The sequence below is a fragment of the Armatimonadota bacterium genome (genome assembly GCA_037138755.1).
Classification (GTDB): domain Bacteria; phylum Armatimonadota; class Fimbriimonadia; order Fimbriimonadales; family Fimbriimonadaceae; genus Fimbriimonas.
This window is the reverse complement of sequence record JBAXHT010000001.1, coordinates 19,996-46,695: the sequence shown is the minus strand read 5'-3', so window position 1 is coordinate 46,695 and position 26,700 is coordinate 19,996. Positions and strand designations below refer to the sequence as shown.

21 protein-coding genes and 1 tRNA gene are annotated in these 26,700 nt (G+C 54.2%); 12 read left to right on the top strand and 10 right to left on the bottom strand.

The genetic code is table 11. The features are described from left to right. The first annotated feature begins 44 nt into the window (after positions 1–44). Both WCK51_00150 and WCK51_00145 read left to right on the top strand, forming a co-directional pair. Complete coding sequence (locus WCK51_00150) at positions 45–938, top strand: peptidylprolyl isomerase (GenBank protein ID MEI7575276.1); 894 nt, start codon at positions 45–47, stop codon at positions 936–938. Between the two features lie 15 nt (positions 939–953). Then, positions 954–1,823, top strand: coding sequence for a sugar phosphate isomerase/epimerase (locus WCK51_00145; protein MEI7575275.1), 870 nt, complete (start codon positions 954–956; stop codon positions 1,821–1,823). Here WCK51_00145 and WCK51_00140 read toward each other — a convergent pair. Genes WCK51_00140 through WCK51_00125 form a run of 4 tightly spaced genes read right to left on the bottom strand, consistent with a single transcriptional unit; the run spans position 1,782 to position 8,845 of the window. Then, complete coding sequence (locus WCK51_00140) at positions 1,782–2,918, bottom strand: hypothetical protein (protein ID MEI7575274.1); 1,137 nt, start codon at positions 2,916–2,918, stop codon at positions 1,782–1,784. The two genes, WCK51_00145 and WCK51_00140, sit on opposite strands and share 42 nt — an antisense overlap. Before the next feature lie 32 nt (positions 2,919–2,950). Next, positions 2,951–4,408: a DUF1501 domain-containing protein gene (locus WCK51_00135; GenBank protein MEI7575273.1), complete on the bottom strand. Its 1,458-nt coding sequence runs from the start codon at positions 4,406–4,408 to the stop codon at positions 2,951–2,953. A 2-nt stretch (positions 4,409–4,410) separates the two neighbouring features. After that, positions 4,411–7,326 (bottom strand): DUF1549 and DUF1553 domain-containing protein, encoded by a 2,916-nt coding sequence (locus WCK51_00130; protein ID MEI7575272.1) that lies wholly within the window; start codon positions 7,324–7,326, stop codon positions 4,411–4,413. Between the two features lie 4 nt (positions 7,327–7,330). Next, complete coding sequence (locus WCK51_00125; protein MEI7575271.1) at positions 7,331–8,845, bottom strand: biotin carboxylase N-terminal domain-containing protein; 1,515 nt, start codon at positions 8,843–8,845, stop codon at positions 7,331–7,333. Positions 8,846–8,879: 34 nt separating this feature from the next. Between WCK51_00125 and WCK51_00120 the strand changes: the two genes are divergently transcribed. Next, positions 8,880–9,365 (top strand): DinB family protein, encoded by a 486-nt coding sequence (locus WCK51_00120; protein ID MEI7575270.1) that lies wholly within the window; start codon positions 8,880–8,882, stop codon positions 9,363–9,365. 47 nt (positions 9,366–9,412) lie between these two features. Here WCK51_00120 and WCK51_00115 read toward each other — a convergent pair. From WCK51_00115 to WCK51_00100, 4 genes are all read right to left on the bottom strand, one after another. Then, positions 9,413–9,486: transfer RNA gene (locus WCK51_00115), tRNA-Gln, on the bottom strand. A 13-nt stretch (positions 9,487–9,499) separates the two neighbouring features. Next, positions 9,500–10,744: an acyltransferase gene (locus WCK51_00110; GenBank protein MEI7575269.1), complete on the bottom strand. Its 1,245-nt coding sequence runs from the start codon at positions 10,742–10,744 to the stop codon at positions 9,500–9,502. A 10-nt stretch (positions 10,745–10,754) separates the two neighbouring features. Next, entirely contained in the window at positions 10,755–12,074 is a 1,320-nt protein-coding gene (gene clpX, locus WCK51_00105; GenBank protein MEI7575268.1) for an ATP-dependent Clp protease ATP-binding subunit ClpX, read from the bottom strand. Positions 12,075–12,101: 27 nt separating this feature from the next. Continuing rightward, positions 12,102–12,683, bottom strand: coding sequence for an ATP-dependent Clp protease proteolytic subunit (locus WCK51_00100; protein MEI7575267.1), 582 nt, complete (start codon positions 12,681–12,683; stop codon positions 12,102–12,104). A 157-nt stretch (positions 12,684–12,840) separates the two neighbouring features. Here WCK51_00100 and ychF point away from each other — a divergent pair, with 157 nt between their 5' ends. Continuing rightward, positions 12,841–13,932 (top strand): redox-regulated ATPase YchF, encoded by a 1,092-nt coding sequence (gene ychF, locus WCK51_00095; protein ID MEI7575266.1) that lies wholly within the window; start codon positions 12,841–12,843, stop codon positions 13,930–13,932. Positions 13,933–14,003: 71 nt separating this feature from the next. Here ychF and WCK51_00090 read toward each other — a convergent pair whose 3' ends face one another. Continuing rightward, a complete protein-coding gene (locus WCK51_00090) occupies positions 14,004–14,744 on the bottom strand; it encodes a hypothetical protein (protein ID MEI7575265.1) in 741 nt (246 codons plus the stop codon). Positions 14,745–14,877: 133 nt separating this feature from the next. Continuing rightward, a complete protein-coding gene (locus WCK51_00085) occupies positions 14,878–15,354 on the bottom strand; it encodes a DUF1287 domain-containing protein (GenBank protein ID MEI7575264.1) in 477 nt (158 codons plus the stop codon). Positions 15,355–15,436: 82 nt separating this feature from the next. Here WCK51_00085 and WCK51_00080 point away from each other — a divergent pair, with 82 nt between their 5' ends. From WCK51_00080 to WCK51_00045, 8 genes are all read left to right on the top strand, one after another. Further along, positions 15,437–15,799, top strand: a complete 363-nt coding sequence (locus tag WCK51_00080) for a CrcB family protein (protein ID MEI7575263.1) — start codon at positions 15,437–15,439, stop codon at positions 15,797–15,799. A gap of 114 nt (positions 15,800–15,913) precedes the next feature. After that, positions 15,914–17,662, top strand: a complete 1,749-nt coding sequence (locus WCK51_00075) for an ATPase, T2SS/T4P/T4SS family (protein ID MEI7575262.1) — start codon at positions 15,914–15,916, stop codon at positions 17,660–17,662. Between the two features lie 27 nt (positions 17,663–17,689). Beyond that, entirely contained in the window at positions 17,690–19,021 is a 1,332-nt protein-coding gene (locus WCK51_00070; GenBank protein MEI7575261.1) for a type IV pilus twitching motility protein PilT, read from the top strand. A gap of 28 nt (positions 19,022–19,049) precedes the next feature. Then, the gene (locus WCK51_00065; GenBank protein ID MEI7575260.1) at positions 19,050–20,285 is read left to right on the top strand and encodes a type II secretion system F family protein; all 1,236 of its coding nucleotides are present in this window, start codon (positions 19,050–19,052) and stop codon (positions 20,283–20,285) included. Positions 20,286–20,322: 37 nt separating this feature from the next. After that, entirely contained in the window at positions 20,323–21,360 is a 1,038-nt protein-coding gene (locus WCK51_00060; protein ID MEI7575259.1) for a prepilin peptidase, read from the top strand. 134 nt (positions 21,361–21,494) lie between these two features. Then, on the top strand, positions 21,495–22,376 hold the full coding sequence (locus WCK51_00055) for a prepilin-type N-terminal cleavage/methylation domain-containing protein (GenBank protein MEI7575258.1): 882 nt from the start codon (positions 21,495–21,497) through the stop codon (positions 22,374–22,376). Positions 22,377–22,395: 19 nt separating this feature from the next. Next, positions 22,396–24,420 (top strand): hypothetical protein, encoded by a 2,025-nt coding sequence (locus tag WCK51_00050; protein MEI7575257.1) that lies wholly within the window; start codon positions 22,396–22,398, stop codon positions 24,418–24,420. Continuing rightward, positions 24,417–26,696: a type II secretion system protein gene (locus WCK51_00045; GenBank protein MEI7575256.1), complete on the top strand. Its 2,280-nt coding sequence runs from the start codon at positions 24,417–24,419 to the stop codon at positions 26,694–26,696. The genes WCK51_00050 and WCK51_00045 overlap by 4 nt, the downstream gene beginning before the upstream one ends. Positions 26,697–26,700 lie beyond the last annotated feature (4 nt).

Genomic DNA, 26,700 nt, shown 5'->3' with positions numbered 1-26,700 from the left:
GTGCGAATACGTTGCCCGGCGGTTGCCGGGTAACGTATTTTTCTATGAGCCTTGCCATTCTTGCTACCGCAGTAGCTCTCGCCGCTCGTCCAGCTCTGGTCGCGGAGTTTGTCTATAACGGAATCGACCGTCCGTTCCCGGTGAACGCGGATGCAAAAGGAAAGTTGACGATTCAGCTTCTTGATCCCGCCGATAACAAGGTGCTTGAAGAAGGGGCAGCTAAGCGAGGAAAAAATGATCTCGGTAAGGTGTTGCCGAGCTTGTTTAAGGATAAGCGACGTAAGGTGCTCTTCGCTCAGCTGACGGCGGACGGCAAGCCGAAGGGAAGTCCGCTGGTGCTGCAACCGATGACAAATCCGCCAGTGGCAACACTCGATCCTGCGACGAAGAACCCGAAGTGGGATCCGGATGAGGACGATATTTACGCGGGAGTTCGCGCTTGGTCGAACCAAAACGTTGTGCTGGACACCACCGAAGGTGAGATCGAGATGAAGATGCGCCCAGACGTGGCGCCAAACACGGTTTTCAACTTCGTCGGATTGGTTGGCGGCGGCTTCTATCGAGATGTGATCTTCCATCGAATCGTCCAGAAGGGTCGTAATGGCGGAATGTTCGTTGCCCAAGGTGGCGACCCGACGGGAACGGGAATGGGTTCTCCTGGTTACAGCATTCCGTTGGAGAAATCTTCCCTGAAGCACGATTTTGGAGTTGTGGGAATGGCTCGCTCGACCGACCCGAACACTGGCAGTGCTCAGTTCTACTTCGCGCTCACGCGTGAGAACACGGCGCACCTAGACGGTCGCTACACGACATTTGCGGAGACGGTCCGAGGGCAAGACGTTTTGAAGAAGATCGCAGCGGTTGAAATCGGGCCGAAAGATGATCGCCCGGTGAAGCCGCCAATCATTAAGAACGCTCGTTTTGTGGAGCCAAAGTAGGTAAATTATCCGCTTATGCTCACTACGCGCACCGGCGGATTTCCTATCGGCTTTCGACAAGGCTGGACTGAGTGGTTCAAAGATCTCTCGGGGATGCTTGCCTTTGCGAAGAGTGAGAATCTAGCAGTTGTGGATCTTGGTGGTGATGCACGGCCGCACCTATCGCAGGTAATTGGGGAGGGATTCCGAATCGGGTCCATCGATCTTCAGGCTTGGCAAGGATTGATGGCAACTACGCCAGCCGATCTGCAAAAGACTTTGGACACCAATGCCGAGTACATCGCCGAGTGCTGCAGGCATGGGGCTAAGAATTTTTTTGCCGTCATGTTGCCCGCTGACCCGGGTAAGCCCCGGCAAGAGAATCTGGAGCTTCTGATCCCGGCACTAAACTCGCTCGGAAAGATTCTCGATGAGCACGGTGGAAAGCTCGTGATTGAGGGATGGCCGGGGCCAGGGGCGCTTTGCTGTACTCCGGAGAGTTACCGCCAGGTGCTCTCGGCAACGCCGCAGTGCATTGGAGTCAACTTCGACCCGAGCCACATGATTCGGATGGGAATTGACCCCCACCGATTCCTCGCTGAGTTTGCCGATCGGGTGTATCACGTTCATGGGAAGGACTGCTTCATTGACCGCGAGGCTCTTCAGGAATACGGCTGGGAGCAGCCGGCGACCAGCGCAAAGAGCCACGACTTCGGCTCGGCGGTGTGGCGCTACACGATTCCTGGCTACGGAGAGTCCAACTGGCCGCTGATCTTTAGCACTTTGGAGAAGTCGGGTTACCAAGGCGCGGTGAGTATTGAGTTGGAAGATGAGAACTTCAACGGGACGGAGGCCGGCGAGAAGCTAGGCATCCGCCTTGGGGCCAGCATCCTCTCTGCTAGCTAGCACGCCGTTCCGAGCATGGACGTTGTGGGCTGGAAGATCCATGATCGTCCGTGCTCGTTGTAGTACCGCGAGCTCCCACTCGAAAGTCCCAAGCGAGTCGAGCTGATAGCGGATGTAGCCGTTCTGCAGTTCACGAAGTCGGTAGTGCGCTTCGGTGCGATCGCCTGAAAGAAATGAAAGAAATGCTCTGTTGACCAGACCATAGAGGCTTGATTCGGAGTTGTGGTCCTCCGTCGCGAGTCGAAGGCCGGTTTCCGATCCGCCTTGGATGAAGTCAAGAAATGCCAGTAGTTCTTTATCAAACTGCAATTCGGAGTCCGCGAAATTTTTTGCGATCTTACTTGCCTCTGCGTATTGCTCCCGACGACAGAGAATGCTCGCAAAACAAGGTGCGAGCCACACTCGGTTAGCCTCGCCTGCCTGCGGCTCAAGCGCAATCTCGTACATCCAGTCGGGACACTTGGAAATGTCATAGCCAGAACACCAAGCGTCGACCATTTGCCTCGCAATTCGATAGGAGGCAGAATTCGAACTGCTATGAGTCGCAGAGTAAGGCAACAATGCTCGCAAGAAGGGAGCAAGGGCAAAGATAGCTAGCCAGCTAACGATGTTTTTATCTTCGACGCTAGCTGAGGCCCAGTAAACGACCGCGAACAGGCCCAAGGTGGCTAAAACGCCAGCCCCCTGAATCAAACAATACTTGATTTGGTATGAAGTCGAACTCCTAGGCAACATTGAAATGTATCCAAGGAAACCGCCGACTCCACTCGGCACAAGCTTGCTCCAGCTTCGGTGGCTTCCGGCGACAGGCACTCTGAGAACTTCAACCCGAACTAATTCAAAACTGCACGACCTGCCGACGATTGCCTGAGCAAGGAAGTGCAACCCAAAACTGATGAAGAGAAGGGCTAACGGAACGATCAGCAAACCGAAGACGATCAGTGGAGTGAGGAAGATCACCGAAAACAGCCAATACTGCTTGATCTCAGGGCTACGGAGAATCCAGGTTGAAAATGCCAGATAGAGAGCAAATGATATCCAAATGTATGGACTCCGCAAGGTGCTCCACCGCCACCAACGAAACTTAACTTCCATCTTTAGATCAAGTCCGAAGGTCGTGAGCGACCCTACCGGATTAGTTTCGTCAAAACATCCCCACTGACATCCGTGAGCCTGAAGTTTCTGCCCTGGTACTTGTAGGTCAACTGCGTGTGCTCTAGGCCCATGAGGTGGAGAAGGGTTGCGTTTAGATCGTGGACGTGAACGGGGTCCTCGACGGGGTTATAGCCAAGTTCGTCGGTTTTGCCGTAAGACACTCCAGACTTGAAGCCGCCACCGGCAACAAACATACTGTACGCCTTCGGATGGTGGTCTCGCCCAGGGAACTTGACTCCGCCGCGAGCTTCGATCATCGGTGTTCGCCCAAATTCGCCACCCCAGACGACGATGGTTTCATCAAGTAATCCGCGCCGCTTAAGATCTTTTATCAGGGTCGCCGCAGCCTTATCGATCTGGCGGCACATGTCCGGAAGACCGTGCTTCAGGTCGTTACCTTCGCTGTCTCCGTGGTGATCCCAGCCTCGGTGGTAGAGCTGAATACAACGAACACCACGCTCAACCATTCTGCGGGCGAGCAGACAGTTGTTGGCAAAGGATCGCTTGCCTGGTTCGACGCCATACTCTTCCTGAATCGCCTTCGGCTCTTTGCTGATGTCCATGAGATCAGGAACGCTGGTCTGCATTCGGTAGGCAAGCTCGTACTGGGCAATTCGAGTCTCAATCTCGGGATCCAGAACCTCCTTGGAGCGCAAGCTATTGAGGTCACGAATTGCATCGAGCGAGTCACGGCGAATCTCCGACGAGACCCCTTCGGGATTGTCCACGAAGAGGACTGGTTCGCCTGAGGAACGGAACTCAACACCTTGATAGACGGAAGGCAAGAATCCGCTGCCGTAGCACGACTTTCCTCCGTCGGGATTGTTGATTCCGCTCAGAAGGACGACAAATCCAGGCAAGTCCGCATTTTCCGAGCCGAGGCCATACGTCAGCCAGGATCCAATTGAGGGCCTTCCCGGTACTTGGAAACCTGTGTTCATCAGCAACTGCGCAGGAGCGTGGTTGAACTGATCTGTGTGCATCGTGCGTATAACGCTGATGTCATCCGCTATTTCGGCAAGATGGGGGAGCATCGTGGACATCATCTGTCCCGACTTTCCGTGCTGGGCAAACGAGTGAGGTGAGCCAAGAAGCCGTGGCTTCTCGCGGATGAACGGGAACCGCTCGCCCTTGATGTACTCGTCAGGACAGAAGTCGCCGTCGAATTTGTTTAGGACCGGTTTGTAGTCAAAGAGATCAAGCTGAGATGGTGCGCCGGCCATAAACAGGTAGATGATCGACTTCGCTTTTGGCTTGAAATGGGGTCGTTTGGGCGACATTGGATCTTTTCGCCCCTTTTGCTGATCGGCAAAGGCGGCGAAGGCAGGATCGGCAAGCATGGTCGCCAAGGCGACATTTCCCAGCCCATAGCCAACCTTTTTGAAAAAGGTGCGCCGGGTGATGGTTTCGAGGAATTCGCGTTGGTCCATGTTTACTCCTTTGTGATCGTCTCGTCGAGGTTCAGGATGACGTTTCCCAGCATCGTGTACGCCGCCGTGGTCGGGTTTCCACCCAGCGCCTTGGCAAGCTCCGGTTTCGAACCATACTTGGTTTTGAAACGGCTGAGGGCTCGGTTGAGGACATTCAACTCACCCGCGGAGGGCTTGCGACCAGTGGCAGAACGGAATCCGTAGGCCACACCGTTTGTCGCCATGCGCACGCCGAGTGCGCTAGCCGGTTCGAGATAGGCGCGATCGTTCAACAACGTTAGCGCTTGTAATGGGGTATTTGTCCTCGAACGCCGGGTTGCGCACACTTCCCGAGGAGTGGCATCGAACGCCATAAAACTTGGATAGGGCGAAGTACGCTTAATGAAGACGTACAAACCTCGCCGATTTCGGTCATCGTTTTGAGCCACTCGCCAGTTTTCGTTCGTGTAAACCATCCCCCAGATTCCTTCGGGTTGGTATGGCATGACACTGGGTCCACCGACTTTGGGGTTGAGAATCCCGCTAGCGGCAAGAGCGTTGTCACGGATCATTTCGGCGTCCATTCGCACCCTCGGGCCACGAGCGAACAAGACGTTCTCGGGATCCCTTTCCTGCAACCGCTTACTTGAGGCCGAGGATTGGCGATAGGTGGAACTCGTGACGATGAGGCGGTGCATTGCCTTCATATCCCACTTCTTTGCCATGAATTCCGTCGCCAACCAGTCCAACAGTCGAGGGTGAGTCGGGAGCGAGCCTTGAAGCCCGAAGTCTTCGTCCGTAGCAACGATGCCCCTGCCGAAGTACTGCGCCCAGATTCGGTTCATCTGAACCCTTGCGGTTAAGGGGTTGGAAGATGAAACGAGCCACTTGGCATAGTTCAAACGGTTCAGTTTTGTCCCGGGAGCGGGTTGAGGAAGAATCGTTGGCGTACCAGCTGTGACCATCTCGCCGGGGCTTAGATACTCCCCGCGATGATGAACAGGTGCTTTAAGCTCCTTGACCCCCGGCTTCTCCGCAATGACCATCGCATTTGGGATCGTCGATTCAAAGTCTGAGATGGCTCGCTTTGCAGTTTGCAGTTTTTGGTACGGTGCCTGCATTTCAGCCGATCCAGCTGCGAACTCTCGCAGGGCGACTTCGGGATTTGTGAGCGAATCCTCGCTTGCTAGGCCAACAAATGGAAACGCCGATTTGATCAGCCCGATTCGGAAAGAGCTGAGGTTGTGGCCAGCATAAACGCTCTCCATTTTTAGCCTGATAGTTAGGTCCCCCGGAGGCAGTGGTTTGGAAAATTTTGCGACGAGGGTATGGGCCTTTTTCCCCTGAGGATAGACAGCCCATCCGGGCGAGCCTTTGCCGTTGACAGTGCTTTCTGCGCTGTGCCCCTCTTGTACGAAGTCGGCGCGAGCAGTGTCAAAATTCTGTTTTAATCCGCTCACTTCAGCTTCAATTCCCGTGAGAACAAAGTTGTCGCTACCGGAGCGACCGACTCCCTTCCCATTTATCGGAGCAACCTCGAGCTGGATTGCGGTCGTGCCAGCTGGGACCTCACCAAAGTCTAGAACATATTTCTCCTGATTTGGGTTTGTGCCGGAAGCGACGACAAAGCCATTTGGGAGTCCATTTAGAGTGGTGCCGTTTGCAGCGGTGACCGAGCGTTGAAGTGGGAATTCGGCAAGGCTTGGAGTTGCCAGCTCCTTTTTCCACCGATCAAACTGAGTGGAATTGGCGTTGATCGCAGCTTTCAGGTCAGCCTCCGCAGATCGAACGTTCGCCTCAAGTTTCGCCCTTTGACTCTCCACCTCCGGGGTGACGACTTTGATGTTTGGCTCTCGCCAAAGCTCGGAGAAGGTCTTCTTATAATCGCCTTCTACACGGTAATCCGTGTTTCCGAATATGGCATACGACTTGTAGAAGTCACGTTGGCTAAATGGATCGTACTTGTGGTCGTGGCATCGCGCGCACCCAATTGTGGTTCCCAGCCATACGGTGCCAGTAGTTGAAACCCGGTCAATGATTGTGTTGAATTGTGACTCGGCAGGGTCGACGCCACCTTCTTCGTTAAACATCGAATTTCGATGAAAGCCTGTTGCGATGCGTTCCTGCAAGGTGGGATTGGGGAGCATGTCTCCCGCCAGTTGTTCGATGGTGAACTGATCGAACGGCATATTTTGGTTGTACGCATTGATCACCCAATCTCGGAACGGGAATGCTTGACGTGTTAGGTCCTTCTCATAACCATTTGAGTCGGCGTACCGGGCGTAATCGAGCCAGAATCGGGCTTGTCGTTCGCCGTAGTGAGGGCTTTTCAGCAGTTGATCTACCACTCGCTCGTAAGCGTCGGGGCGGGTATCGCCGAGGAAAGCGTCGAGCTGCTTTACGGTTGGCGGAATCCCAATTAGGTCGAGGTAGACCCGCCGGAGAAGGGTTTCCTTGGGAGCTGGCTTGGAAGGCGTTAACTTCGCAACGTTAAGCTGTTCGAGAACGAATGCGTCAATCGGGTTTGCGATCCAATTTGACTTGAGTTTGGAGGTGGGGCGAACCGGTTGTACGTATGCCCAATGCAGCTTCTTCGGTCCTCCGATTGGTGCGCCGAAATTGGCCCACTCTTCTATTTTGGCGATTTTCTCCTTCGGTACTGCCTTGAAACCCAAGGGCATTAGCGGCTTGCCGCCTTCACCGCGCATGCGCTGAAGAATAACATTGACTTTGGCCTTCACCACCTCTGGCTTTGAGAGATCGAGGTTCGCGCTCGAGTCTTTTCCGGTGTGGCAGCTTAGGCAGTTCGCCTTCATAATGGGAGCTACGTCAACCGTGTAATTTGAAGATGGCTTTTGATTAGTGGTCTGAGCACTCAGAGGAAGACACAGCCCGGCACTCAGAACAGCACATCCAAGTCCCCAACCAATGACCCGCATCCTTCTACTTTAGCGCGAAAACTCGCCAACCGTCCGCCTGAGCCCATGCGCCTTTGGCGCTATTTCCTTCAATTTTCGTTTGAGCCTGCCCAGTGGCTTTCTCGGCGATGAGGGCGAGTTCGGAGGGTGGGGCAGGGGGAGTCCAGTCAGCGAACTCGCGGGCAAGGAAACCGGTGTCGATTGTGCCGGCTAAAAATCCCGGATGCTCCAGCACGTCGATGAGGTAGCCGACGTTGGTTTTGACTCCGAGGACATGGAAATCGTGCAATGCGGCAATGAGTCGCTTTCGAGCGGCTTCGCGGGTTGGACCGTGGGCGATCACCTTTGCGATCATCGAGTCATAGAATCGAGAGACTTCCTTTCCAGCGGCAAAGCCAGTGTCGAACCGAATCCCTGGGTGGCGCGGCTCAGCCCAGCCGATAATTTTGCCGATGGACGGCATGAATCCAGCCGCGGGGTCCTCGGCGACGATGCGGACTTCGATCGAGTGTCCATTCAATGCGGCTCGGTCACCGTTGATAAGTCGCGGATCGATATCCAGCTTCTCGCCTTGTGCGACTCTGATTTGAAGTTCAACGAGATCCAGACCGGTGATGGCTTCGGTAACTGGGTGCTCGACTTGGAGGCGGGCATTGACTTCAAGGAAGTAGAACTCGCCGGTCTCTCGGTCCACCATGAATTCCGCGGTTCCCGCTCCAACGTACCCAGCCGCGAGAGCCAGCCGCCGTACAGATTGCTGCATCGCATCCCAGTCGAAACTCTTCGGCGGATTGAGCGGAAGTGCCGAGGGGGCCTCTTCGACAAGCTTTTGGTGCCGCCGTTGGATCGAGCATTCTCGCTCGAACAAGCAGGCTACTTGACCGTGGGAATCGGCCACGAACTGAACTTCGATATGCCGAGGATCGACGACGAGTTTTTCGACCATCATCGCATCGTCGCCGAAGCCTTTGGCGGCTTCGTCTTTGGCAAGAGCGAGCGCGTCTGAGAACTCAGCGGGAGTCCGAACGATTCGCATCCCACGCCCTCCGCCACCGGCCGACGCCTTTAGCATAACGGGGTAGCCAATCTTGTCTGCGGCGGCTTGTAGGGCGGTGTCGGTTGCACCTGGTTCGAAGAAACCGGGAGTGATTGGCACTTCACTTTCGACGGCAAGAGTTTTTGCTTCGATTTTCCCGCCTAACCGCCGCATTGCCTCGGCGGGTGGTCCTAAGAACTTGATCCCGGCTCGTTCGCAGGCCTCGCTGAATTCGTCACGCTCAGAGAGGAATCCGTAGCCAGGGTGAACTGCGTCGGCGCCGGTTTGAGCACATGCGTCAAGAATCGCGTCGATCCGAAGATAGCTTTCGGAAGGTGCTGAGCCACCGATGTGGATGGCTTCGTCGGCGAGGCTGACATGAATGCCGTCTTTGTCGGCATCGGAGTACACCGCGACGGTTGGAATTCCCATCGCTTTTGCAGTTCGAAACACTCGAACTGCGATTTCTCCCCGGTTAGCGACAAGCAGCTTCTTAATCTTCATTGATTGACTCTACGAATGTGATACCCTTCCCAGCATGTCCGCATCGATCAAACAGTGCACTTTAGACCTTCTCGACTCCATGGGTGGCTTTTTCGCCCGGGATTTGGAATTGCTTTCGGAGCAGCAGGTGATGACCTCTCCGGGCGGAGCTGCTCGACGTCCGATTGACTATGTTCACGAGGTGACGATTGTGAACCGAGGAATTGCTTGTCAGCTTCGCGGCGAGGACCCAAATGCGCTTTTTGGTGCGCAGGATCACGACGAGAACAAGTTTATCGTCGCACCAGCGTCGCTCACTCACGCCGATGCCTTGGAAGCCTTTAAGTCATCCGTCTCCGAAGTTCGCAGTGTTGTCGAAGGAATGTCGGAGGAAGACATGCTCTCGACACGAGAATCATTCTTTGGCCCGAAGCCAGCATATTGGGTCGCCCAGTTTGTAGCGATCCACACCAACTATCACAACGGTCAGCTCAACGTGGTTCAGGGGTTGGGCGGCGATGGGAAGAATAACTGGTTCTGAACTTCGTAGCAGGTTGTTCACAAATGCGATCTGCTAACTAAAAAGAGTGGCTGCCCATCGTGGATTCGAACCACGATTAACGGTACCAGAAACCGTCGTCCTGCCATTAGACGAATGGGCAACGCAGACTACGATTATACCGTCGAGGGCTGTCTCTCGGCTTGCTTTCGCTTCCACGCCCCGAGGATCGCGCTGCGGGCAGGTACTTCGATGTACTTCCAGGCGACCCAAGATAGCAGAAGTGAGATGGCCCACATGGGAACGTAAAACAATGGAGAGGCCTCCTGAATCCCCAGTCGTTGGGCTACGAAAAACCTCCCCGCAAGCCGTACCGGCGAATGAACTAAGTACAGGGCAAAACTGATTTCTCCCAGCAGGACGAGGGTCTTGTTCCCGAGCCAAGAGTGCAAACTTCCGCTACCTTTATGCAACCACATGATCGTGAGCACGCAGAGAGGAAGTGAATCAAACAGCTTTGTCATAAAGAACATATCGCTGAAGATAAACCTTGGCTGTAAGGCGTACCAAACCGGCGTCGTGATCCAGAAGAAAAGTAGAAGTCGGGGCAACCACTTTCGCATTACAGGAGACAGCTCCCCTTCAAAGCCTTTGTAAGTCAGCATCCCAATCGCAAATAGAGGCCAGTTGGAATGGATTCCCGAGGACATTTTTTGGAACACAAAATCGTTGATCACCGCGACCCGTTCGGGAGGGATGAAGAAGAGAACTTTTGAAAGCGCAGCGAACTGAAAAACGACAGCTATCGCCAGAGACCAAAGAGCGACGAGGACAAGGCCAACCTGAGCGTGACGACGCGTTAACCGGGCCACAAGCCAAGCAAAAGCAGGGAAGAGTAGATAGAAAAAAAACTCGGTGCTGATTGACCACGATGGAAGAACTGTTAATCGTCCGACCTCGGCGGGCCAGTGAGACTCAGCTCCCAATAAATACATCAGGGAAGCAGAAAACGGGTGTGCACGGAGGTTGATAATATCCTGCCCGTGAGGGGAAAGGGCGGGATTTGTGAAAACGTATGGGATGCAGAAGATGACCGAAGCGATGTACAGCGGATAGATCCTAGCAAAACGCGCAACGAAAAATGACGACAGGCTGACAGCTTTGGACTTGAACTTATCGAGGTAGTTGAGCGAAAGAATGTAGCCACTCAGTACAAAGAAAAACGTGACTCCCACAAAGCCACGATCAATAAGGTTCCGGAACACCGTCGCTGAACCATCTGGCATCAGAGGCGAAAGCTCTTTGTGGTAGTGATAAAGCACAACGACAGCTGCGGCAAAGAACCGAGCTGACGTTAGCTGTGGGCAGAACTTCGTTGATCTACCCGGTCTTTCGGTGGTGGCTAGTCCTTCCGAGCTCAGACGTATCCTCCTAGCTTGCCTTTAGTAGATCTGACTCACTGAGCAGGATTGGGTGAGCGTTGTGATCAATGATTCCAGCGGGGAGGATGACTCGCTTGATGTCCTCGTTCGAAGGGACTTCGTACATCACGTCCATCATGACGCCTTCAATGATCGCTCTTAGCGCACGGGCACCCGTCTTTCGCTTCATCGCCTCTCGGGCGACTTCGCGAAGAGCGGCTGGCTCGACCACGAGATCGACTCCATCGAGTTCAAAGAAGCGGGTGTACTGCTTGAGAATCGCATTGCGAGGTTCGCTGAGAATCTTGATGAGGGCATCTTCGTCCAGAACGTCGAGCGTTGCGATGACCGGGAGTCGACCGATGAACTCTGGAATCAAGCCGAACTTGAGCAAGTCCTCTGGCAGCAGTCCCTGCAAAACGTCGACAACTTCTTCCTTCTTACCGCTCGGGTTCGAGCGGAAGCCCATCGTGTTGTCCTTCATTCGGCGACGAATCAGGTCTTCAATGCCTTCAAAAGCTCCGGCGCAGATGAACAGGATGTTCGACGTATCGATCTGCATGTACTCCTGCTGAGGGTGCTTTCGGCCTCCTCCGGGGGGGACATTTGCAGTCGTGCCTTCAAGGATTTTCAGGAGTGCTTGCTGAACGCCTTCGCCGGAGACGTCACGTGTGATCGACGGGTTATCGCTCTTGCGCCCGATCTTATCGATTTCATCGACGTAAATGATGCCCCGCTCACAAAGCTCCTTCGTGTTGTTAGGATCCATTGCATCTGCGGCTTGCCAGAGCTTAAGAAGAATATTCTCAACGTCCTCGCCGACATAGCCAGCTTCGGTTAGAGCCGTTGCGTCTGCGATTGCAAACGGGACGTTGAGCATTTTTGCCAAAGTCTGAGCCAGTAGAGTCTTGCCTGAGCCGGTAGGACCGACCATGAGGATGTTGCTCTTCTGGAGCTCGACATCGCTGTTCCCCTTGCCCTTTTCGCTCACGCGCTTAAAGTGGTTATAGACCGCAACGGACAGTGCTCTTTTGGCGTGACTTTGGCCGACGACATAGGAGTCCAAGTAGTTAACGATTTCGCGGGGCTTGGGTACGCCCGAATGCGAGCGGACGGGGGCCATTGGCTGAGCCACCGGAGCAGCTGCAGCCGCGGCGGCGGCTCTGGCACCAGAAGCGCGAGGTTCAGTATCCGTATGAAGGATGTCGTTGCAAAGGTCAATACAATCGATGCAGACTGCGCCATGCAGTCCGACGATTAGTTTTCGTACTTGCTCTTTCTGCTTGCCGCAGAGGCAACATTGATCTCTTCGTTCGGGAATCTTCGCCATTCAGGTGCCTACTTTAACTATATCGGTTTATGGAGCGCGTTCCAAGACCTTGTCGATGAGACCGTATTCAACGGCCGCAGGACTCGACATAAAGTAGTCTCGGTCACAATCCTTCCGCACCTCTTCCTCAGATTTACCAGTATGGTGGCTCAGGATTCCCATGAGGGAGTCCATCATCCGGTTGATTTCCGCTGCTTGGACATTGATGTCTGCTGCAGTTCCTCGGAAGCCCGCCGAAACCTGGTGGATCATGATGCGTGAATGCTTCAATGCATAACGCTTGCCAGCCGCGCCACCTGCGAGCAAAACTGCTCCCATTGAAGCTGCGGAGCCGACACAAATCGTTGCTACATCGCATTTGATGTGCTGCATGCAGTCGTATATTGCAAGACCGGCAGTTACCGATCCGCCTGGTGAGTTGATGTAGAAATCAATATCCTTGTCCGGATCTTCCTTTTCAAGAAATAGGAGCTGGGCGACCAGGAGATTGGCGATGTAGTCGTCAACCTCGGTTCCCAAGAAGATGATTCGGTCTTTGAGAAGCCTCGACCAGATGTCGTAACTTCGCTCGCCGCGTGCTGTTTGTTCGATGACGTAAGGAATTCCCATCGCAATTACCTGTACTCCATTGTGGCGGGTTTCCGTTCGCTGGGTAGGGTGCAAGTGCCGAAACTCTGGCAAAACGCGGTGATCTTCTTTCATGGGTTATCGGGCGGTAAACTGTAGGTTCGCTTGATCTCTCTTCAGGTCTTGCCGTGTGTCCAATATGCTCAGAGCCGGAAATGTAGGGTTGCCAAACGTCGGAAAGTCGACGCTTTTTAATGCGGTTGTTGCCAACAGTAAGGCGCAAGCCGCGAACTTTCCGTTCTGCACGATAGAACCCAATACCGGATTGGTGAGCGTTCCCGATGCTCGGCTGGAGGTTCTCGCTAAACTTGCGGGATCGGAAAACGTAATTCCGGCGCGGCTGGAAATTGTTGACATTGCGGGGCTCGTAAAGGGCGCGTCCCAAGGCGAAGGGCTGGGGAACCAGTTCCTGGCCAACATCCGCGAAGTCGATGCGATCATCCACGTTGTTAGGTGTTTTGATAACGACGACATCATCCATGTCGCAGGCTCAATCGACCCGGTGAGAGATATCGAGATTATCAATATGGAGCTGATTCTGGCCGACATGGCTCAAGCCGAGCGCAGGCTGGAGCGCGCTCGTAAGGACGTCCGAACCAAGAAAGAAGCTCAGATCGAGGTCGATGCCTTGGAGAAGATTGTGCCGGCGCTTCAGGACGGCCAGCCTGCTCGAAGTGTTGCTTTGACGGAAGACGAAGCCGCCTCTATCAAGCCACTTGGACTGCTTTCTCGCAAGCCGATCATCTTCGCGGCAAACGTTAATGAGGACGACCTTGCAGCGGGCAACTCCTACGTCACCTCCGTTCGCGAGATCGCGAAGAAGGAAGGTGCCGAAGTCATCGTGATCTCAGCTCAGGTTGAGTCGGAGCTCATCGAGCTTCCCGAGGAGGATCGCCAAGAATTCTTGGAGAGCCTTGGAGTTAAGGAAGGCGGACTTCAGAGCTTGATTCGCACCACCTACGATCTGCTTGGTCTTCAAACCTACTTCACCTGCGGCCCGAAGGAAACTCGGGCTTGGACGATCACCAAAGGCATGACTGCTCCTCAAGCGGCGGGTGTGATCCACTCTGATTTTGAGCGAGGGTTCATCAGGGCCGAGACGATTGCTTACGGCGACATGGTCGAGTGTGGTTCGAAGTCAGTCGCCCGAGACAAGGGCGTGCTACGGGCGGAAGGGAAGGCTTACGTCGTTCAGGAAGGCGACGTGATGGAATTCCTTTTCAACGTTTAGCAGGTGCGACCCGGAAAGAGAAAGGAGCTGGAGAACTTGAATCTCCAGCTCCTTTCTTTTGTTGACCTCGCTTAGGCTGGATCAGCGACGAACGGCTTGGTGCCGCCCATGGCCTTCAGCTTAGCGGCTTGGTCGGCTTTGAGAATCTTGCCAAGTTCAGCCTTCATGATGTCGGTATTTTTGGTCCGCTTTTCCTGAAGCTCTTCCATGGTCAGCTCCTGGTTGCGGGCTTTCTCCATCAAAGCCTGCATCGCTTCTTGTTGTTTTGTTTGCAACTCTTTGATCGACGCGATTTGCTTTTCGTCAAGTCCAAGTGCCTTTTGAGTATCGGCTGAGAGGATTGCCATGTTGCCTTGGATTTGGTAGCCGATCTCGCTGAGTCGGGTGACCTGGGCTGGGCTCAGGATTGCCGCTATGGCAGCTTTCTGCTCTTCGGCTCTCTTCTTCGCTGCTTCTTGCATGGCCGCGCGTTGCTCATCGGTGAGCTGTCCGCCCTGACCGCCTCCACCCTGTCGCTGTCCGCCACCTTGTCCCTGCCCCGCTCCGCCTTGGCCGCGTTGACCGCCGCCCGCGCCGCCCTGCCCGCGCTTAGGCTGGAGAGCTTCAACCTTGGTAATTTGCTCTTCTGAGAGGTCGAGGTCCTTGCGGACGGCGGGCATCATCAAGAGCGAGAGCTGGGACATCTGTCCGCCTCGGCCCTGGCCGAAGCCGCCGCGTCCCTGGCCACGGCCTTGGCCGCCTCCGCCTTGGGCGAGTGCCAACGAGGTGACAACAACGAGAGAAAAAACGAGTAGGTGTCGAGCAATTTTCATTTCAAAAAACTCCGCTAACCCGTCGAAACGCAAAGTTTAGACAGGAGTTCAGTGTTTTTTTGAGCTCGGCAGGTGCGTCGTCAAGTCTTTCGGGAGATGAAAGCAGCTCCGTCTACTCGCCACCAGTTCTGGGTCACCACCGATAGTGACCGCAAACCTTCCAACTCAGTAGGCAGTCCTCTTCTTTGGGCTTGCTGAGGTTGTGGATGACCATTAAGTTTCCGGAGGAGCCTCTGCGGTCGGTGACCAAGCCGACATGATTCAGGCCGCTTTCGAGCTTCCACCAAACCACGTCCCCAGTTCGCCAGTCCTTTCCAACGGGAAGCGAAGCGCCCTTGCGCCGGAAGAAGGCGACCATGTTCGGCACCCGGCGATGGTCGATGTTCGGATCTAATCGACCTGATGGGTACCCCGACGGTGCTTTTTGCTTGTCCTCGTGAATGAGCTTCTGCAGATCGAGTCCTACAGTTCGGTAGGCTCGAATCACCACGTCGGTACACACTCCGCGATCCCGTGCCACGTCTCCGCCGGGATAGTTTAGGGGCATGTATCGGGCGTCGTAAACGGTCCCCCAGGTGAGTTGGTCCCGGGCTGAGGCGACGAGTTTCATTGCGTGTGAAGTGAACAAAAGAGTCGCAAGCACTCCAACCAAAACACGAATGAGTAGAGCTGGGTTCCGTAAAATGGTCTTCATGAACTATCTGCTCGTTGGGTTGGGAGCGGCTGTGGGCGGCATCAGCCGCTACGGTCTTGCGAAGCTGTTCTCCCGAAGTGAGTTTCCTTGGGCAACTGTGCTCATCAACTTGACGGGTAGCTTCCTTTTGGGGGTGGTTGCGGCGATCTGGGCGAAGGATCATCCCATGCGCCTCTTGTTGGGAATCGGAGTCCTGGGAGGCTTCACGACCTTCTCGACATTTTCGTTGGAACTGCTTGAGCAACTGCGCGCTAACCAGCCAGTCGCCGCACTCCTTAACATAAGCTTTCAAGTGTTGGGTGGAGTTGCGGTTTGCGCTCTCGGCTACGCACTTGGTTCAAAGTTCCCGTCCGGTGGATAAATTGTCGTCAAATAATGCAAAGGAACGATGAAACCTCTATCGGTAAGGGGCTGATCTGGGTTACAATCCCCTGACTCACTCTGGGAGAGTGTGAGTCTGCTTGAGAGTTCAAATATGGCTGCGCAACGCGTTCCGATGATTCAGTGGTTGATTTCGAAGGGCTTTATGTCCGCGGATCAGGCTAACGAGGCGACAAAGATGTCGCAGCAAACCAACTCGCCGATTGACAAGGTCATCGTGCAGTTGGGCTTTGCGGGTGAGCGTGAAGTTTTGCAAGGTAAGGCCCAGGAGATGGGGCTTGGCTTTGCGGACCTCGACCGCATGACGATTGACTCAAGCGCGCTTAACGTTGTGCCGGAGCGGATCGTTAAGAACCACACCGCTATTCCGGTTCGTAAGGACGGTCAGACGCTGTACGTTGCGATGAAGAATGCGAGCAACATTGCGGCGATTGACGATTTGCGACTTGCCTCTGGTTGCCGAGTCGTGCCAGTCCTTGCGGTACCAGGTGCGATCGAAGATGCTATCAAGAAGTATTACTCGGCTTCTAATGCGGCTCCGGTTGATAACACGCCAGCCGCAGCTGCTCCGGCGAACACAAACTTTGCAAAGATCATGGCCGACGCTGGCGTCAAGCAAGGATCGGATTTCGAGGAGATCGGGACGCGAGAAGATGAAGCTGCTGCCGACGCTGCTCCAATCATCAAGCTTGCCAGTGCCATCATCCAACAGGCGATTACTGACCGGGCCTCGGACATCCACGTTGAGCCAGGTGCACGAGCCATTCGGGTTCGATATCGCATTGACGGCGTTCTCATGGAAGCGATGACGGTTCCTAAGAACCTCATGGCCCCGCTGATCAGCCGCTACAAGATCATGGCGGACATGAACATCGCTGAGCGACGTATTCCTCAGGACGGTCGTATCGAGGTTCGTCACGGGCAGAAAGAAATTGACCTTCGTGTTAGCTCGATCCCTACGCCATTCGGCGAAAAGATCGTTATGCGTATTCTGGATAAGACCAGCGTCTTGCTCGGTCTTGACAGCATCGGCTTTACTGAAGAGAATCAGCTCAAGATCGAAGAGCTCGTAAGTCAGCCCAACGGAATGTTTCTCTGCACTGGTCCTACGGGATCAGGAAAGACCACCACACAGTATTCGGTTCTTAACATCCTCAACACCGTCGGCGTCAACATCATCACCGCTGAAGACCCGATTGAATACCAGCTAAACGGTATTGCCCAGGTTCAGATGAACCGAAAAGCGGGTCTGACCTTTGCGACTGCTCTTCGCGCCTACCTTCGGCAAGACCCTGACATCATCATGGTTGGTGAGATGCGAGACCTTGAAACCGCAGAAATCGCCATTGAGTCGTCGCTAACGGGTCACATGGTGCTTTCCACGCTTCACACGAACGACGCGCCTTCTGCCACCCTTCGTATGATCGACATGGGTGTAGAGCCTTACTTGATCGCGGCGACGATTGTTGGTGTTCTTGCTCAGCGACTTGGTCGAAGAATTGACTCGGCGAACAAGGAGCCATACGACGTGACTCAGATGGACCTGCGCCGGTTTGGTTTCAACGTCACGGATCCCGAAGCGCTGGTGACCTTGTATCGAGGCATCCCAGCTGAGAATAACCGCATGACTGGTTACAAGGGACGAACCGGATTTCACGAGTTGATGACGATGAACGCAGAGCTTGCTGAGCTCGTTGTCAGACGTGCTCCCCTAAACGACCTGAAAGAAGCCGCAAAAGCTAACGGAATGAAGGAACTTCGCGAGGATGGTCTCGTCAAGGTTCTCGGAGGCATCACAACTCCCGAAGAAGTCATGCGCGTCGTCTTCACCGCTGGCTACTAAGACTTAACCCTAAACGTAAGAGAGAAAATGCAGAACGATCCTACTCGACAGAATCAGCCGGGCCAGCCGCCGCAGGCAAACGGTCAGCCGCCTCGGATGAATCCGATGGCTCAGGGGAACATGAATCAACAGGACCCAGAAGCCTGGCGCGAACGCGTCCAGACAATTTCTGGGATATTGGGTGACGACAAGCCGCTTGGACCACGACAGGGAGTCGAAGATCTTCACATCGACGAACTACTGAACATCGTCGTTGACCTAAACTCGTCGGATCTACACATCTGCGCCTCAAGTCCCCCCGTTGTCCGGCATGATGGTGGTTTAAAGCGGCTGAATTACGACAAATTTAGCCCTGAAGTCATCCAGAGGATGCTTTATGAAATCATCTCCGACGACAACATTCAGAAGTTCGAGACGATTCATGAACTCGACTTCTCCTATTCGTTGCCGATTCCGTTCAGTCAGCGAGTTCCGGATGGCCCGACGGCGCGGGCACGGTTCCGAGTCAACATGTACAAGGATCGTGGCTCGGTTGCGGCAGCGTTCCGACTGATCGCTTCGAAGATCCCGACGGTTGAGGAACTTCGCCTCCCGATCATTTTGAAAACGCTAGTCGAGAAGCCTCGCGGTCTTATCCTCGTTACGGGTCCTACTGGTTCAGGGAAATCAACGTCGCTTGCGGCGATGATCAACCACATCAACATGAACCATGCTCACCACATTATCACGATTGAAGACCCGATCGAATATTTGCATGAGCACAAGCTTTGCGTCATCAACCAGCGCGAGTTGGGAATGGATACGAAGAGCTTTAACAATGCTCTCCGTGCAAGTCTTCGTGAAGATCCGGACATCCTGCTCGTCGGTGAAATGCGAGACGTCGAGACGATTTCGCTTGCAGTTACCGCTGCGGAAACGGGTCACTTGGTCTTTGCCACTCTACACACCAACTCTGCAGCGGAATCCGTTGACCGAATGGTTGACGTTTTTCCTCCGGGGCAGCAAGAGCAGATCCGTGTTCAGTTGTCGAACAACCTGATCGCGATCATTTCGCAGCAGCTTCTTCCCCACGCAAGCGGCAAGGGGCGAGTTCCGGCCAACGAAGTCATGATCGCTTCGTCAGCTATTCGCAACCTTATCCGCGAAGCGAAGTCTCACCAGATCACTTCGATGATCCAGACCAGCGCTCAGATGGGTATGTTCACGATGGATCAGTGCCTACGTGATTTGTACATGAAAGGTTGGGTCAAGCTGGAAGACGTGATGGCACGTTGTAGTAACGTGGAGGAGCTCAAGAAGATGCTCGCTACTGCACAAGGTCCAGGAACAAGTCCAACAACTCAACAGATTCGACGATAATAGAAAGATAAAAGACAAGGGAGCGAAAATGCCAATCTTCAGCTACACATTCAAAGACGCCATGGGCTCGATCCAGAAAGGGACGGCCGATGCTGAAAGCGAGGAGCTACTAAGGGCGAGGTTCTCCGAACAAGGGTTCGTGATTACCGAGTTGACCATGATCAAGGCGAAAAGCCCGAAGTCTAAGTCGCCTGGTAAGGTCAAACTCACCGACCTTTCGGTCTGGTGCCGCCAGTTCTCAACTATGGTCGATGCTGGTGTCTCACTTGTTCGTTGCTTGGACGTCTTGGGTCGCCAGACGCAGAACAAGCGACTGCAAAAAATCATTGCTGACCTTGGAACTCGTGTTGAAGGTGGCGAATCCCTTAGCCGTGCTATGCAACGTCACCCAAAGGCGTTCAGCTCACTCTTTATCGGTTTGATCAAAGCTGGTGAAGTCGGTGGTGTCTTGGAGGAATCCCTACAGAGACTGAGCCACTTCCTTGAGAAGGACGTGGAACTACGCAGAAAGGTCAAGTCTGCTTTGACTTACCCAGTTCTTGTTCTTGTCATGTCGCTCGGTATTACCGGCTTCCTTGTTTATTGGTTCGTTCCTCAGTGGGCTGCGATTCTGGTTGACCTTGGATTAAAGGCGGATGACCTTCCGGCGCCTACGAAATTCCTCATCGATGTCTCGGACATCTTAGTCAATAAGGGCTACATCGTTGCGATTTCGTTGGTAATCCTCTTCTTTGCGAACAAGCTGTTTACAAGCACCCGGTTCGGACGACGAGTCATGGATCGTGTGAGGCTCAAAGTTCCCGTATTCGGGAAGCTGCACCACAAGATCTGTATGGCCCGATTTAGCCGAACGATGGGAACCCTTCTCACTTCAGGTGTTCCTATTCTCCAGGCAATGGAAACTGTTGCCGGCACAGTCGGCAACACTATCATGTCTGATGCGCTTCTTGAAGCTCGGGCAAGAATCCGTGAAGGAGACCGAATCGGAGATCCGCTTGAAGAATCCAAGCTGTTCCCTCCAATGGTCGTTCATATGATCGGAATTGGTGAGGAGTCCGGCTCGCTCGACTTCATGCTCCAGAAGATCGCGGACTTCTATGAGGACGAGGTGGAGGCGGCTTTGGCTTCTCTCACGGCTGCTCTCGAACCCATCATGATCGTTGGTCTCGGATTTATGGTTGGATTCATCGTTATCTCCATGTTCCTTCCACTTGTTAAGGTTATTTCTCAGCTATCTTCGGGTGGCGGTGACGACGACAAGTAGAGCACTCGTCGAACCAGGTACTATCCCGGCAACTCTTATGGGTGCCGGGATTTTTCCTGAATGGACATGGATTGTCGGGCTGATGGTGGGTGCCACTATCGGTTCGTTTCTCAATGTGGTTATCTATCGCCTCCCGCGGCGAATGTCGCTCGGGAATCCGCGCAATAGCTTCTGCCCGAACTGCAAAACCCAACTCGGCGGCCCTGACCTCATTCCGCTGTTTAGCTGGCTAACGTCGAAGGGGAAGTGTCGTCACTGCGGCATCGCGGTTCCGAGCCGGTATTTTTGGGTTGAGCTTGTCACGGGCTTACTCTGGGCTGCAATCTGGTATCGCTACTTCTGCTATGAAGGTGGTAACGAAGCGTGGAAGTACGGCTGCGCTTACGCCATCGGAGCAGCGGCTTTGGTGTCCATCATCTTCATCGATGGCGAGTACTACATCATTCCAGACGAGATCAACGCCTTTTTGCTCCTCGTCGGCGTGGTTTTTCATCTGATCCAAGGCACGATGCGCGATTGCATGATCGGGTATCTGGTCGGGTGGGGAATCATTTTTGGAATCGCTTTCCTTGGCAGAGTCGCGTTTGGCAAGGACGCGATGGGACACGGCGACATCAAAATGATGCGTGGAGTCGGTGCCCTGATCGGTGGTGTGCTGACCGTATTCAGCGTAGGAATTGCCGTTGTTGCGGGGCTTGTTTTCGGACTCCTATTCATGGCACTAGCGGCCAGAAAGGGAAGAGCAGAGCAAAGTGACGTTGATGAAGCAACCGGCACAACGGAAGAGGACGAATACAAGCCGGAGTCGATCAAGGATTTACTGATCTTGGGCCTCAGCTACCTGTTTTGCGTCGACGTCATTGCAATCTGGTTCCCCCAGGTGTACACCAAGTTCGGCTACCCCGTCGAGGATTTCAGCGTTGAGGACGACGACTGGGAGCCGAGTTTCAGCACAATTCCGTTTGGTCCCTACTTGGCAATTGGTGCGCTAGTCTGTATCCTATTCAAGACTGATCTTCTTGACAAATGGACGGAATACCTACGAACAATGCAAGGGCCCGCTTTCTTGCCATAAATGGTGTTCGGACAAGCCATAATCAGGAGGCATCTGTTTGGGACTATTGCCCCATCGAATCAAGTTCCCCGAAACCGGGGAACACGTGGGGCGATAGGGCAGTCGAATTGGCAGGGGAAATTGGAAGTAGTGCTATGAATCGAAAACGCGCATTCACACTCATTGAGCTATTGGTGGTCATCGCAATCATCGCGATCCTGGCGGGAATCATCTTCCCGGTCTTTGCTCGAGTCAAACTAAACGCTTACAAGAGTGGCGATATGTCTGCGATGAACTCGATTCGCAACGCACTGCAACTCTATCGCGATGACCAAGGCGGATATCCACCAGCACTTCTCGGTTACATCTCACCTTACGAATACTCTGCTGGTGTTACTGTCGTTCCTGCTGATCAAGTTCGCGGAGCGCTCTATCCCAAGCGAATTGACTCGCTCGAAACCCTTCGTCCGTCCCTCAATCGGGTTGCTCGGAACCTTATGGTGCCAGGAATCTGGCCGCAGGTCGACAATCGTCCAACCGGCTCGGCCCCAATCGTCGACACTAACGGGGACGGCGTAGTCAACAACCTTGACGACATTCCTAACGCACGGCAAGCATTTGGCTCAAGCTACAGTGCAGCTACTGTTCAGTACTACTATCAAGATCGAACGATGACCCCTTCGATCGGAGCAAACTCGGGGAATGCAACGACGGATGTCGGGCGGTTCTATGCGGTTAGCGGCTACGATGTGTCGCAAGTCCGAATAGGTGGTCAGACCTTTTACGAAGTTCACTACACGCCGTTCTGGACCCTTCTTGGGACCACTACGGGCAGCGTCAACGACGACCCTCGGCAGCTTGGATACACCGAGCCCCCAGAGACAACCGTTGTCACGTGGAACTCGTTCTTCCGTGACTACAGCAACGGCGCCCTTACCAATGGCGGCAGTAAAGACATGGTTCTCCAGCTCGGCGGCGCAGCTCGTCCAGTGGACTCCAAGCTGATGTCTGAGCGATCCTGGCGATTCACATTCTAATTTCGATTTGAGGCTTTTGATGCATAACCCTCCTGCTTTTCGTCGGTTTCGCCGTGGCACAACGCTCGTCGAAGTGCTCGTCGTCATCGTGGTATTTTTGATCGGAATCCTTGCCATTGCCCAGATTTTTCCGGGTGGCATCAAGATTCTCGCTCGCACGCGAAACATGTCGATGGCGCAGGCACTTGCTCGTGCTGAAATCGAATCGCTGAAGGCGAACCCTGGTTTGGTTCCGGAAGCAGTTTTGCCGATCACCTACGTGAACGCGGGATTCTTCGATCCGCAGACGGACGCAAACAAGCTCATCAGTGAGTACGCGCCTTCGGGAACAGGAATTTCGGCGGCTGGCCAAGTCCCTGAAGCAGGACGAGATTGGCAACTCGTTTCGGGTCCCAATTCCTTCCGCCGCATCATTGGGGAGACTCACGTCATTTCGTCCCCTCGATCGCTCACTACGGACCCGACTTCAGGCACAGCTCCATTTGGATCGCTGCTCCTTGTCGAGCGCGGACCAATCGCTCGCGACATCGGTGTTCCTACCGACACAGTTCACGTTTACGGTCGAGATATGTCGTACCGGCTTGTTCGCGAAGCAAGTGACTTCACTGGCCTCCGTGAGTATGAGTTCTTGGTAAACAATCCGACCTCACCTACCGCGGAAATATCTTTCCCAGCGGCCACTGCTGGTGAATATCGGGTTTCTCTCACCGCAATGGTGAACAACGCTGGCAACATCGTTCGTCGTCAGATTTTCCGCAACACTGTTCCGATCGCAGCCACGCCAGTGCCGGGCTACGTCACCGTACCAGTCGGGTCGATTCCAGGAGTCCTTGGTGGTGGCGAAACGCTGGTTAGCGTCGAGTTGACTTCCATTCGGGTTGCGCGCCGATTTGTGCGGATCCCTAATGCAACCGCGTTTTCAGTGAATGCGCCGTTCACCTATAAGCTGTTGAACGATCGGATCGGGATGCTCCTGCTCAATCCCGTCCTTGCTGGTCGATATGAAGAAAGAGCGGGACAGGCTCGCCGTCCCTACGTCGCTCGAGTTGACTACGATGTTCGAGACTGGCGAATCCTTCACGAAGATTTCCGAATCACTCAGAGCAGCCCAGCCGGTCTGGCCAAGACTGTTCGACTTCCAATTTCTTCGCTCAAGACTAATTCGGTCGCTGGCGCCGACGGTAGAGCTGAGCTAAGTCATGCGGCCGTAATTGCTGGCAGCGACGTGCCAAACGACAGCATGGAGGATGTGTTCGTCGCTGACAATGGAAGTGTGGCTAATGCCAACACTGCCGTCGCCGATAACTTCCTTGCCATTGATGTTGCGACTGGCGGACAGATCATGGAAAATGCTCCGAGCGGACCCGCGCTCAAGGTTGACAAGTCTTCCGGCACAGTGACGTTCTTCGACATCGATGGAAACGATGCTAACGGTCTCACCCAGAACATCGTGATGCTGGATGGAACAGTTGTTCCTACTAACATCACCGGACGAGTCATCCGCTGCTACTTCATGGGTAAGGATGAGTGGGCAGTTCAGGTCACTCGTAACCCATCGAACTACACCTCCACTTTGGGTGCCCCAGGTGCTGGTCAGTTCTATGTCGGTGGATCCGATGCCGTGTTGAATGGTCTTCCAACCCGGATTTACTTCCCTCGAATGGACACTAACCGAAAGGTTTCAGTCGGTAGAATCCGCTACATCATCGGTGGGCAATCGGCGATTCTGGAAGGAGCTGAGTTCTCTGTCTTGCAACGACCCGGCGCAGATACCATTTCAACTCCGATGCCGTCCATTGACATCCGGGACTTGATTCCTGGGGCGACGGGAATCGTCGCCGACCAAGGGCCAACCTCGCTTCCTTACTCTGTGAGCAACGTCCAAGGTGTGTCAGTGCTCGTCCGAGTGTTCTTCAATAACGCGAAGTTCAACTTGACTCCGAACGCTACAACCAACCTGACGACCGGCTTTAACCAATGGTCCCAGCAATGGAACATCACCACGAAAGAAACCTACCTACATCAAGGAGAATCCGCACGATGAGACCAATCCGACGTAACCAAGGCTTTACCCTGATCGAGTTGATCACCGTCATGGCGATCTCGACAATCTTGCTCGGAATCATCGTTGTGCCGATGTTCGAGAGTTTCCAGGCGACTCGAACGGCACAGGCTTTTGCGGATGCTCAAGACAAAGCAAGGCTTCTTACGGAGCGACTTACCAGAGAAATCAGCGAATCCGTCGGAGTGAAAGATGTCGAGGGTGTTGGGGGAAGAGTCAGCATCGTTCTCCAAACTCCCGCCCGAGGCGTGCTCGAAAACGGAACCGTCATAAGCCCGACCGGTAGCTCGTGGGTGACGGTGGGAATGAACTATGCCAAGCTGGATATCGTTCTGCCCGCGAAAGTAGGGAACCGAGGCGTTGGCGGCGGGTTCATTGACCCGAACACCGGAAAGGAAGACCCCACGCTTCGCGCTCCGAAAGGACAAGTCCAACTTCCACTCGCTCCGGGAACCACGATCCGACGCTACTGGGTCGGACTCCGCGATCCGTTCACGAACTACCTCAATCCTTACGACGGTATTCTCACCGCCCGATCTGGTGGTCGTGATAATCTGTATGTTCTTTACATGGCCGAAGTTGAGCCGGTGGTTAGTGTGGCCGGAGTTCCGACCGTCAATGCAGCATTCTTTGATGTGGACCCGACGGACGGAACAGGTCGAACGCCAAATTACAACGATCCTGATTTCTTCCTCGCGACCGGAGCGTCAACCGGAGCGCCGGTCAACAACGACGCAAAGGCTACTCGAGTTCGCAACTGGCTCAATCGAGCCCAGATCGTCACTGAATTGAGTCGTTATGACATGATTCAGCCCGTGATTGATAAGACAAGCCGACTTGTCAAGTTGAACGACAACGGTGGCACCTACTCGCCGCGAATCACACCACTCATTCAGTTCCGCCCATCGCACGTGGAAGGCGACAGCTCAGATGCTGCGATGACGATGCCACTGGGAACCGAAACCGAAGGTGCCGCTAATCTAGGCTCCGAGACCTATATTGGTAAGTACGGAGCTTGGAGCAGCCTCACCGTGCGCTCTTATCCGGGAACCTACGCGCCGCCGCAGCCTTACCAAATCGCACGAACGGATGCCGGTCTTTTGAAGATTTTTTACTTCGACCCGGCTTCGGGAGTTCCAGACACAACAACTGGATCTGGCACTGAACTTTTCAGCGTTGCTGCGTATGCGGATTTCTCTAAGCGAAAGTACACGCTGAACGATCCCTTAGCGCGTTATCCTTTCACCCTATCGACGACGGCTGCCGCGAGCACTAATCCCGCTGCTCAGGTCTTCAAACCTTTCAGCGTGAACCAGGAGAAGGGAAGAATTAACGCGAGCTTCGCGATTAGCGACCACGGAGATATTGCCCAAAATCCGAACGCAGCTGGGAACATCTTCGATCCCAATGATGTGAACCCCAATAATCTCCCGCAAATCGCAGCGATGGAGCCGGGTTGGGTCCCTCCAGTTAATCCAGCGAATCCAAGCTTTTTGACGCCAACCACGGACCCGGCCGTTGCCGGCACATTCGATGTGGCACCCTATTTCGATTCGGCGATGAATCGATTTAACATCAACCGAGTGTTCAATAAGGTTTGGCAAGACGCAAAAGAAGGCCGCAATGGCATCCCCGCTCAGTTTGGCGAAGTGGGCGGAGCGCATCGCTTCATCGACCTTCGGCTCGTGCCGCAAGGCGACAGGACACCAAGTCCACTCGCGCTCTATCCCAACGCTTCAATCGTGCCGAGCTCAGAAGAAGTCTGGGGGCCAGACCAAGCTCCAGGAGCAAACGCCAGCTTTGAAGTCCGGTATCGCCGGGTGAACAAGGACCCCGGGCCGAACGAGTATCGAATCAACTACACAAATGTGCCGGAGCCGTCTGCGGCTGGTTATGCAGCACTTGGCCTGCCAGTGCCGCCCGCAAGCTATACCGCAAGCAGTTTCGTCAGCGCGATCTTCCAACCGCGATTCAAAGCTGGTTACCTCCAACTCTGCTCTAATCCAGAAGTCCCGATTCCGGGTCAGATGCGCATTCGCGGCGCAACTGCGGGAACAAGTTTCGTTGTACCGGGTCGAATCCGTGTGGCGTATCGATTCCAATTCACAAATGCAACCGATACCGTCCGAGTCGACTACGATACGAGGCAACTGATGCAGATTTTGGTCACGATCCGTAACTATCCGCAGTCGAACGTGCCAAACCCACAAACCGTTACGATGAAGGCCACCGCCAACGTCAAGAACTTTATCCGATAAAGAC

Bases quoted from the DNA above. Each gene is read 5' to 3' on its own strand.
- WCK51_00075 (MEI7575262.1), top strand. From the start codon at position 15,914: ATGGCTGCGCAACGCGTTCCGATGATTCAGTGGTTGATTTCGAAGGGC.
- WCK51_00070 (MEI7575261.1), top strand. From the start codon at position 17,690: ATGCAGAACGATCCTACTCGACAGAATCAGCCGGGCCAGCCGCCGCAG.
- WCK51_00065 (MEI7575260.1), top strand. From the start codon at position 19,050: ATGCCAATCTTCAGCTACACATTCAAAGACGCCATGGGCTCGATCCAG.
- WCK51_00120 (MEI7575270.1), top strand. From the start codon at position 8,880: ATGTCCGCATCGATCAAACAGTGCACTTTAGACCTTCTCGACTCCATG.
- WCK51_00125 (MEI7575271.1), bottom strand. From the start codon at position 8,845: ATGAAGATTAAGAAGCTGCTTGTCGCTAACCGGGGAGAAATCGCAGTT.
- WCK51_00100 (MEI7575267.1), bottom strand. From the start codon at position 12,683: ATGGGAATTCCTTACGTCATCGAACAAACAGCACGCGGCGAGCGAAGT.
- clpX (MEI7575268.1), bottom strand. From the start codon at position 12,074: ATGGCGAAGATTCCCGAACGAAGAGATCAATGTTGCCTCTGCGGCAAG.
- WCK51_00080 (MEI7575263.1), top strand. From the start codon at position 15,437: ATGAACTATCTGCTCGTTGGGTTGGGAGCGGCTGTGGGCGGCATCAGC.
- WCK51_00045 (MEI7575256.1), top strand. From the start codon at position 24,417: ATGAGACCAATCCGACGTAACCAAGGCTTTACCCTGATCGAGTTGATC.
- WCK51_00150 (MEI7575276.1), top strand. From the start codon at position 45: ATGAGCCTTGCCATTCTTGCTACCGCAGTAGCTCTCGCCGCTCGTCCA.
- WCK51_00135 (MEI7575273.1), bottom strand. From the start codon at position 4,408: ATGGACCAACGCGAATTCCTCGAAACCATCACCCGGCGCACCTTTTTC.
- WCK51_00060 (MEI7575259.1), top strand. From the start codon at position 20,323: ATGGGTGCCGGGATTTTTCCTGAATGGACATGGATTGTCGGGCTGATG.
- WCK51_00145 (MEI7575275.1), top strand. From the start codon at position 954: ATGCTCACTACGCGCACCGGCGGATTTCCTATCGGCTTTCGACAAGGC.
- WCK51_00050 (MEI7575257.1), top strand. From the start codon at position 22,396: ATGCATAACCCTCCTGCTTTTCGTCGGTTTCGCCGTGGCACAACGCTC.
- WCK51_00140 (MEI7575274.1), bottom strand. From the start codon at position 2,918: ATGGAAGTTAAGTTTCGTTGGTGGCGGTGGAGCACCTTGCGGAGTCCA.
- WCK51_00130 (MEI7575272.1), bottom strand. From the start codon at position 7,326: ATGCGGGTCATTGGTTGGGGACTTGGATGTGCTGTTCTGAGTGCCGGG.
- WCK51_00090 (MEI7575265.1), bottom strand. From the start codon at position 14,744: ATGAAAATTGCTCGACACCTACTCGTTTTTTCTCTCGTTGTTGTCACC.
- WCK51_00055 (MEI7575258.1), top strand. From the start codon at position 21,495: ATGAATCGAAAACGCGCATTCACACTCATTGAGCTATTGGTGGTCATC.
- WCK51_00085 (MEI7575264.1), bottom strand. From the start codon at position 15,354: ATGAAACTCGTCGCCTCAGCCCGGGACCAACTCACCTGGGGGACCGTT.
- ychF (MEI7575266.1), top strand. From the start codon at position 12,841: ATGCTCAGAGCCGGAAATGTAGGGTTGCCAAACGTCGGAAAGTCGACG.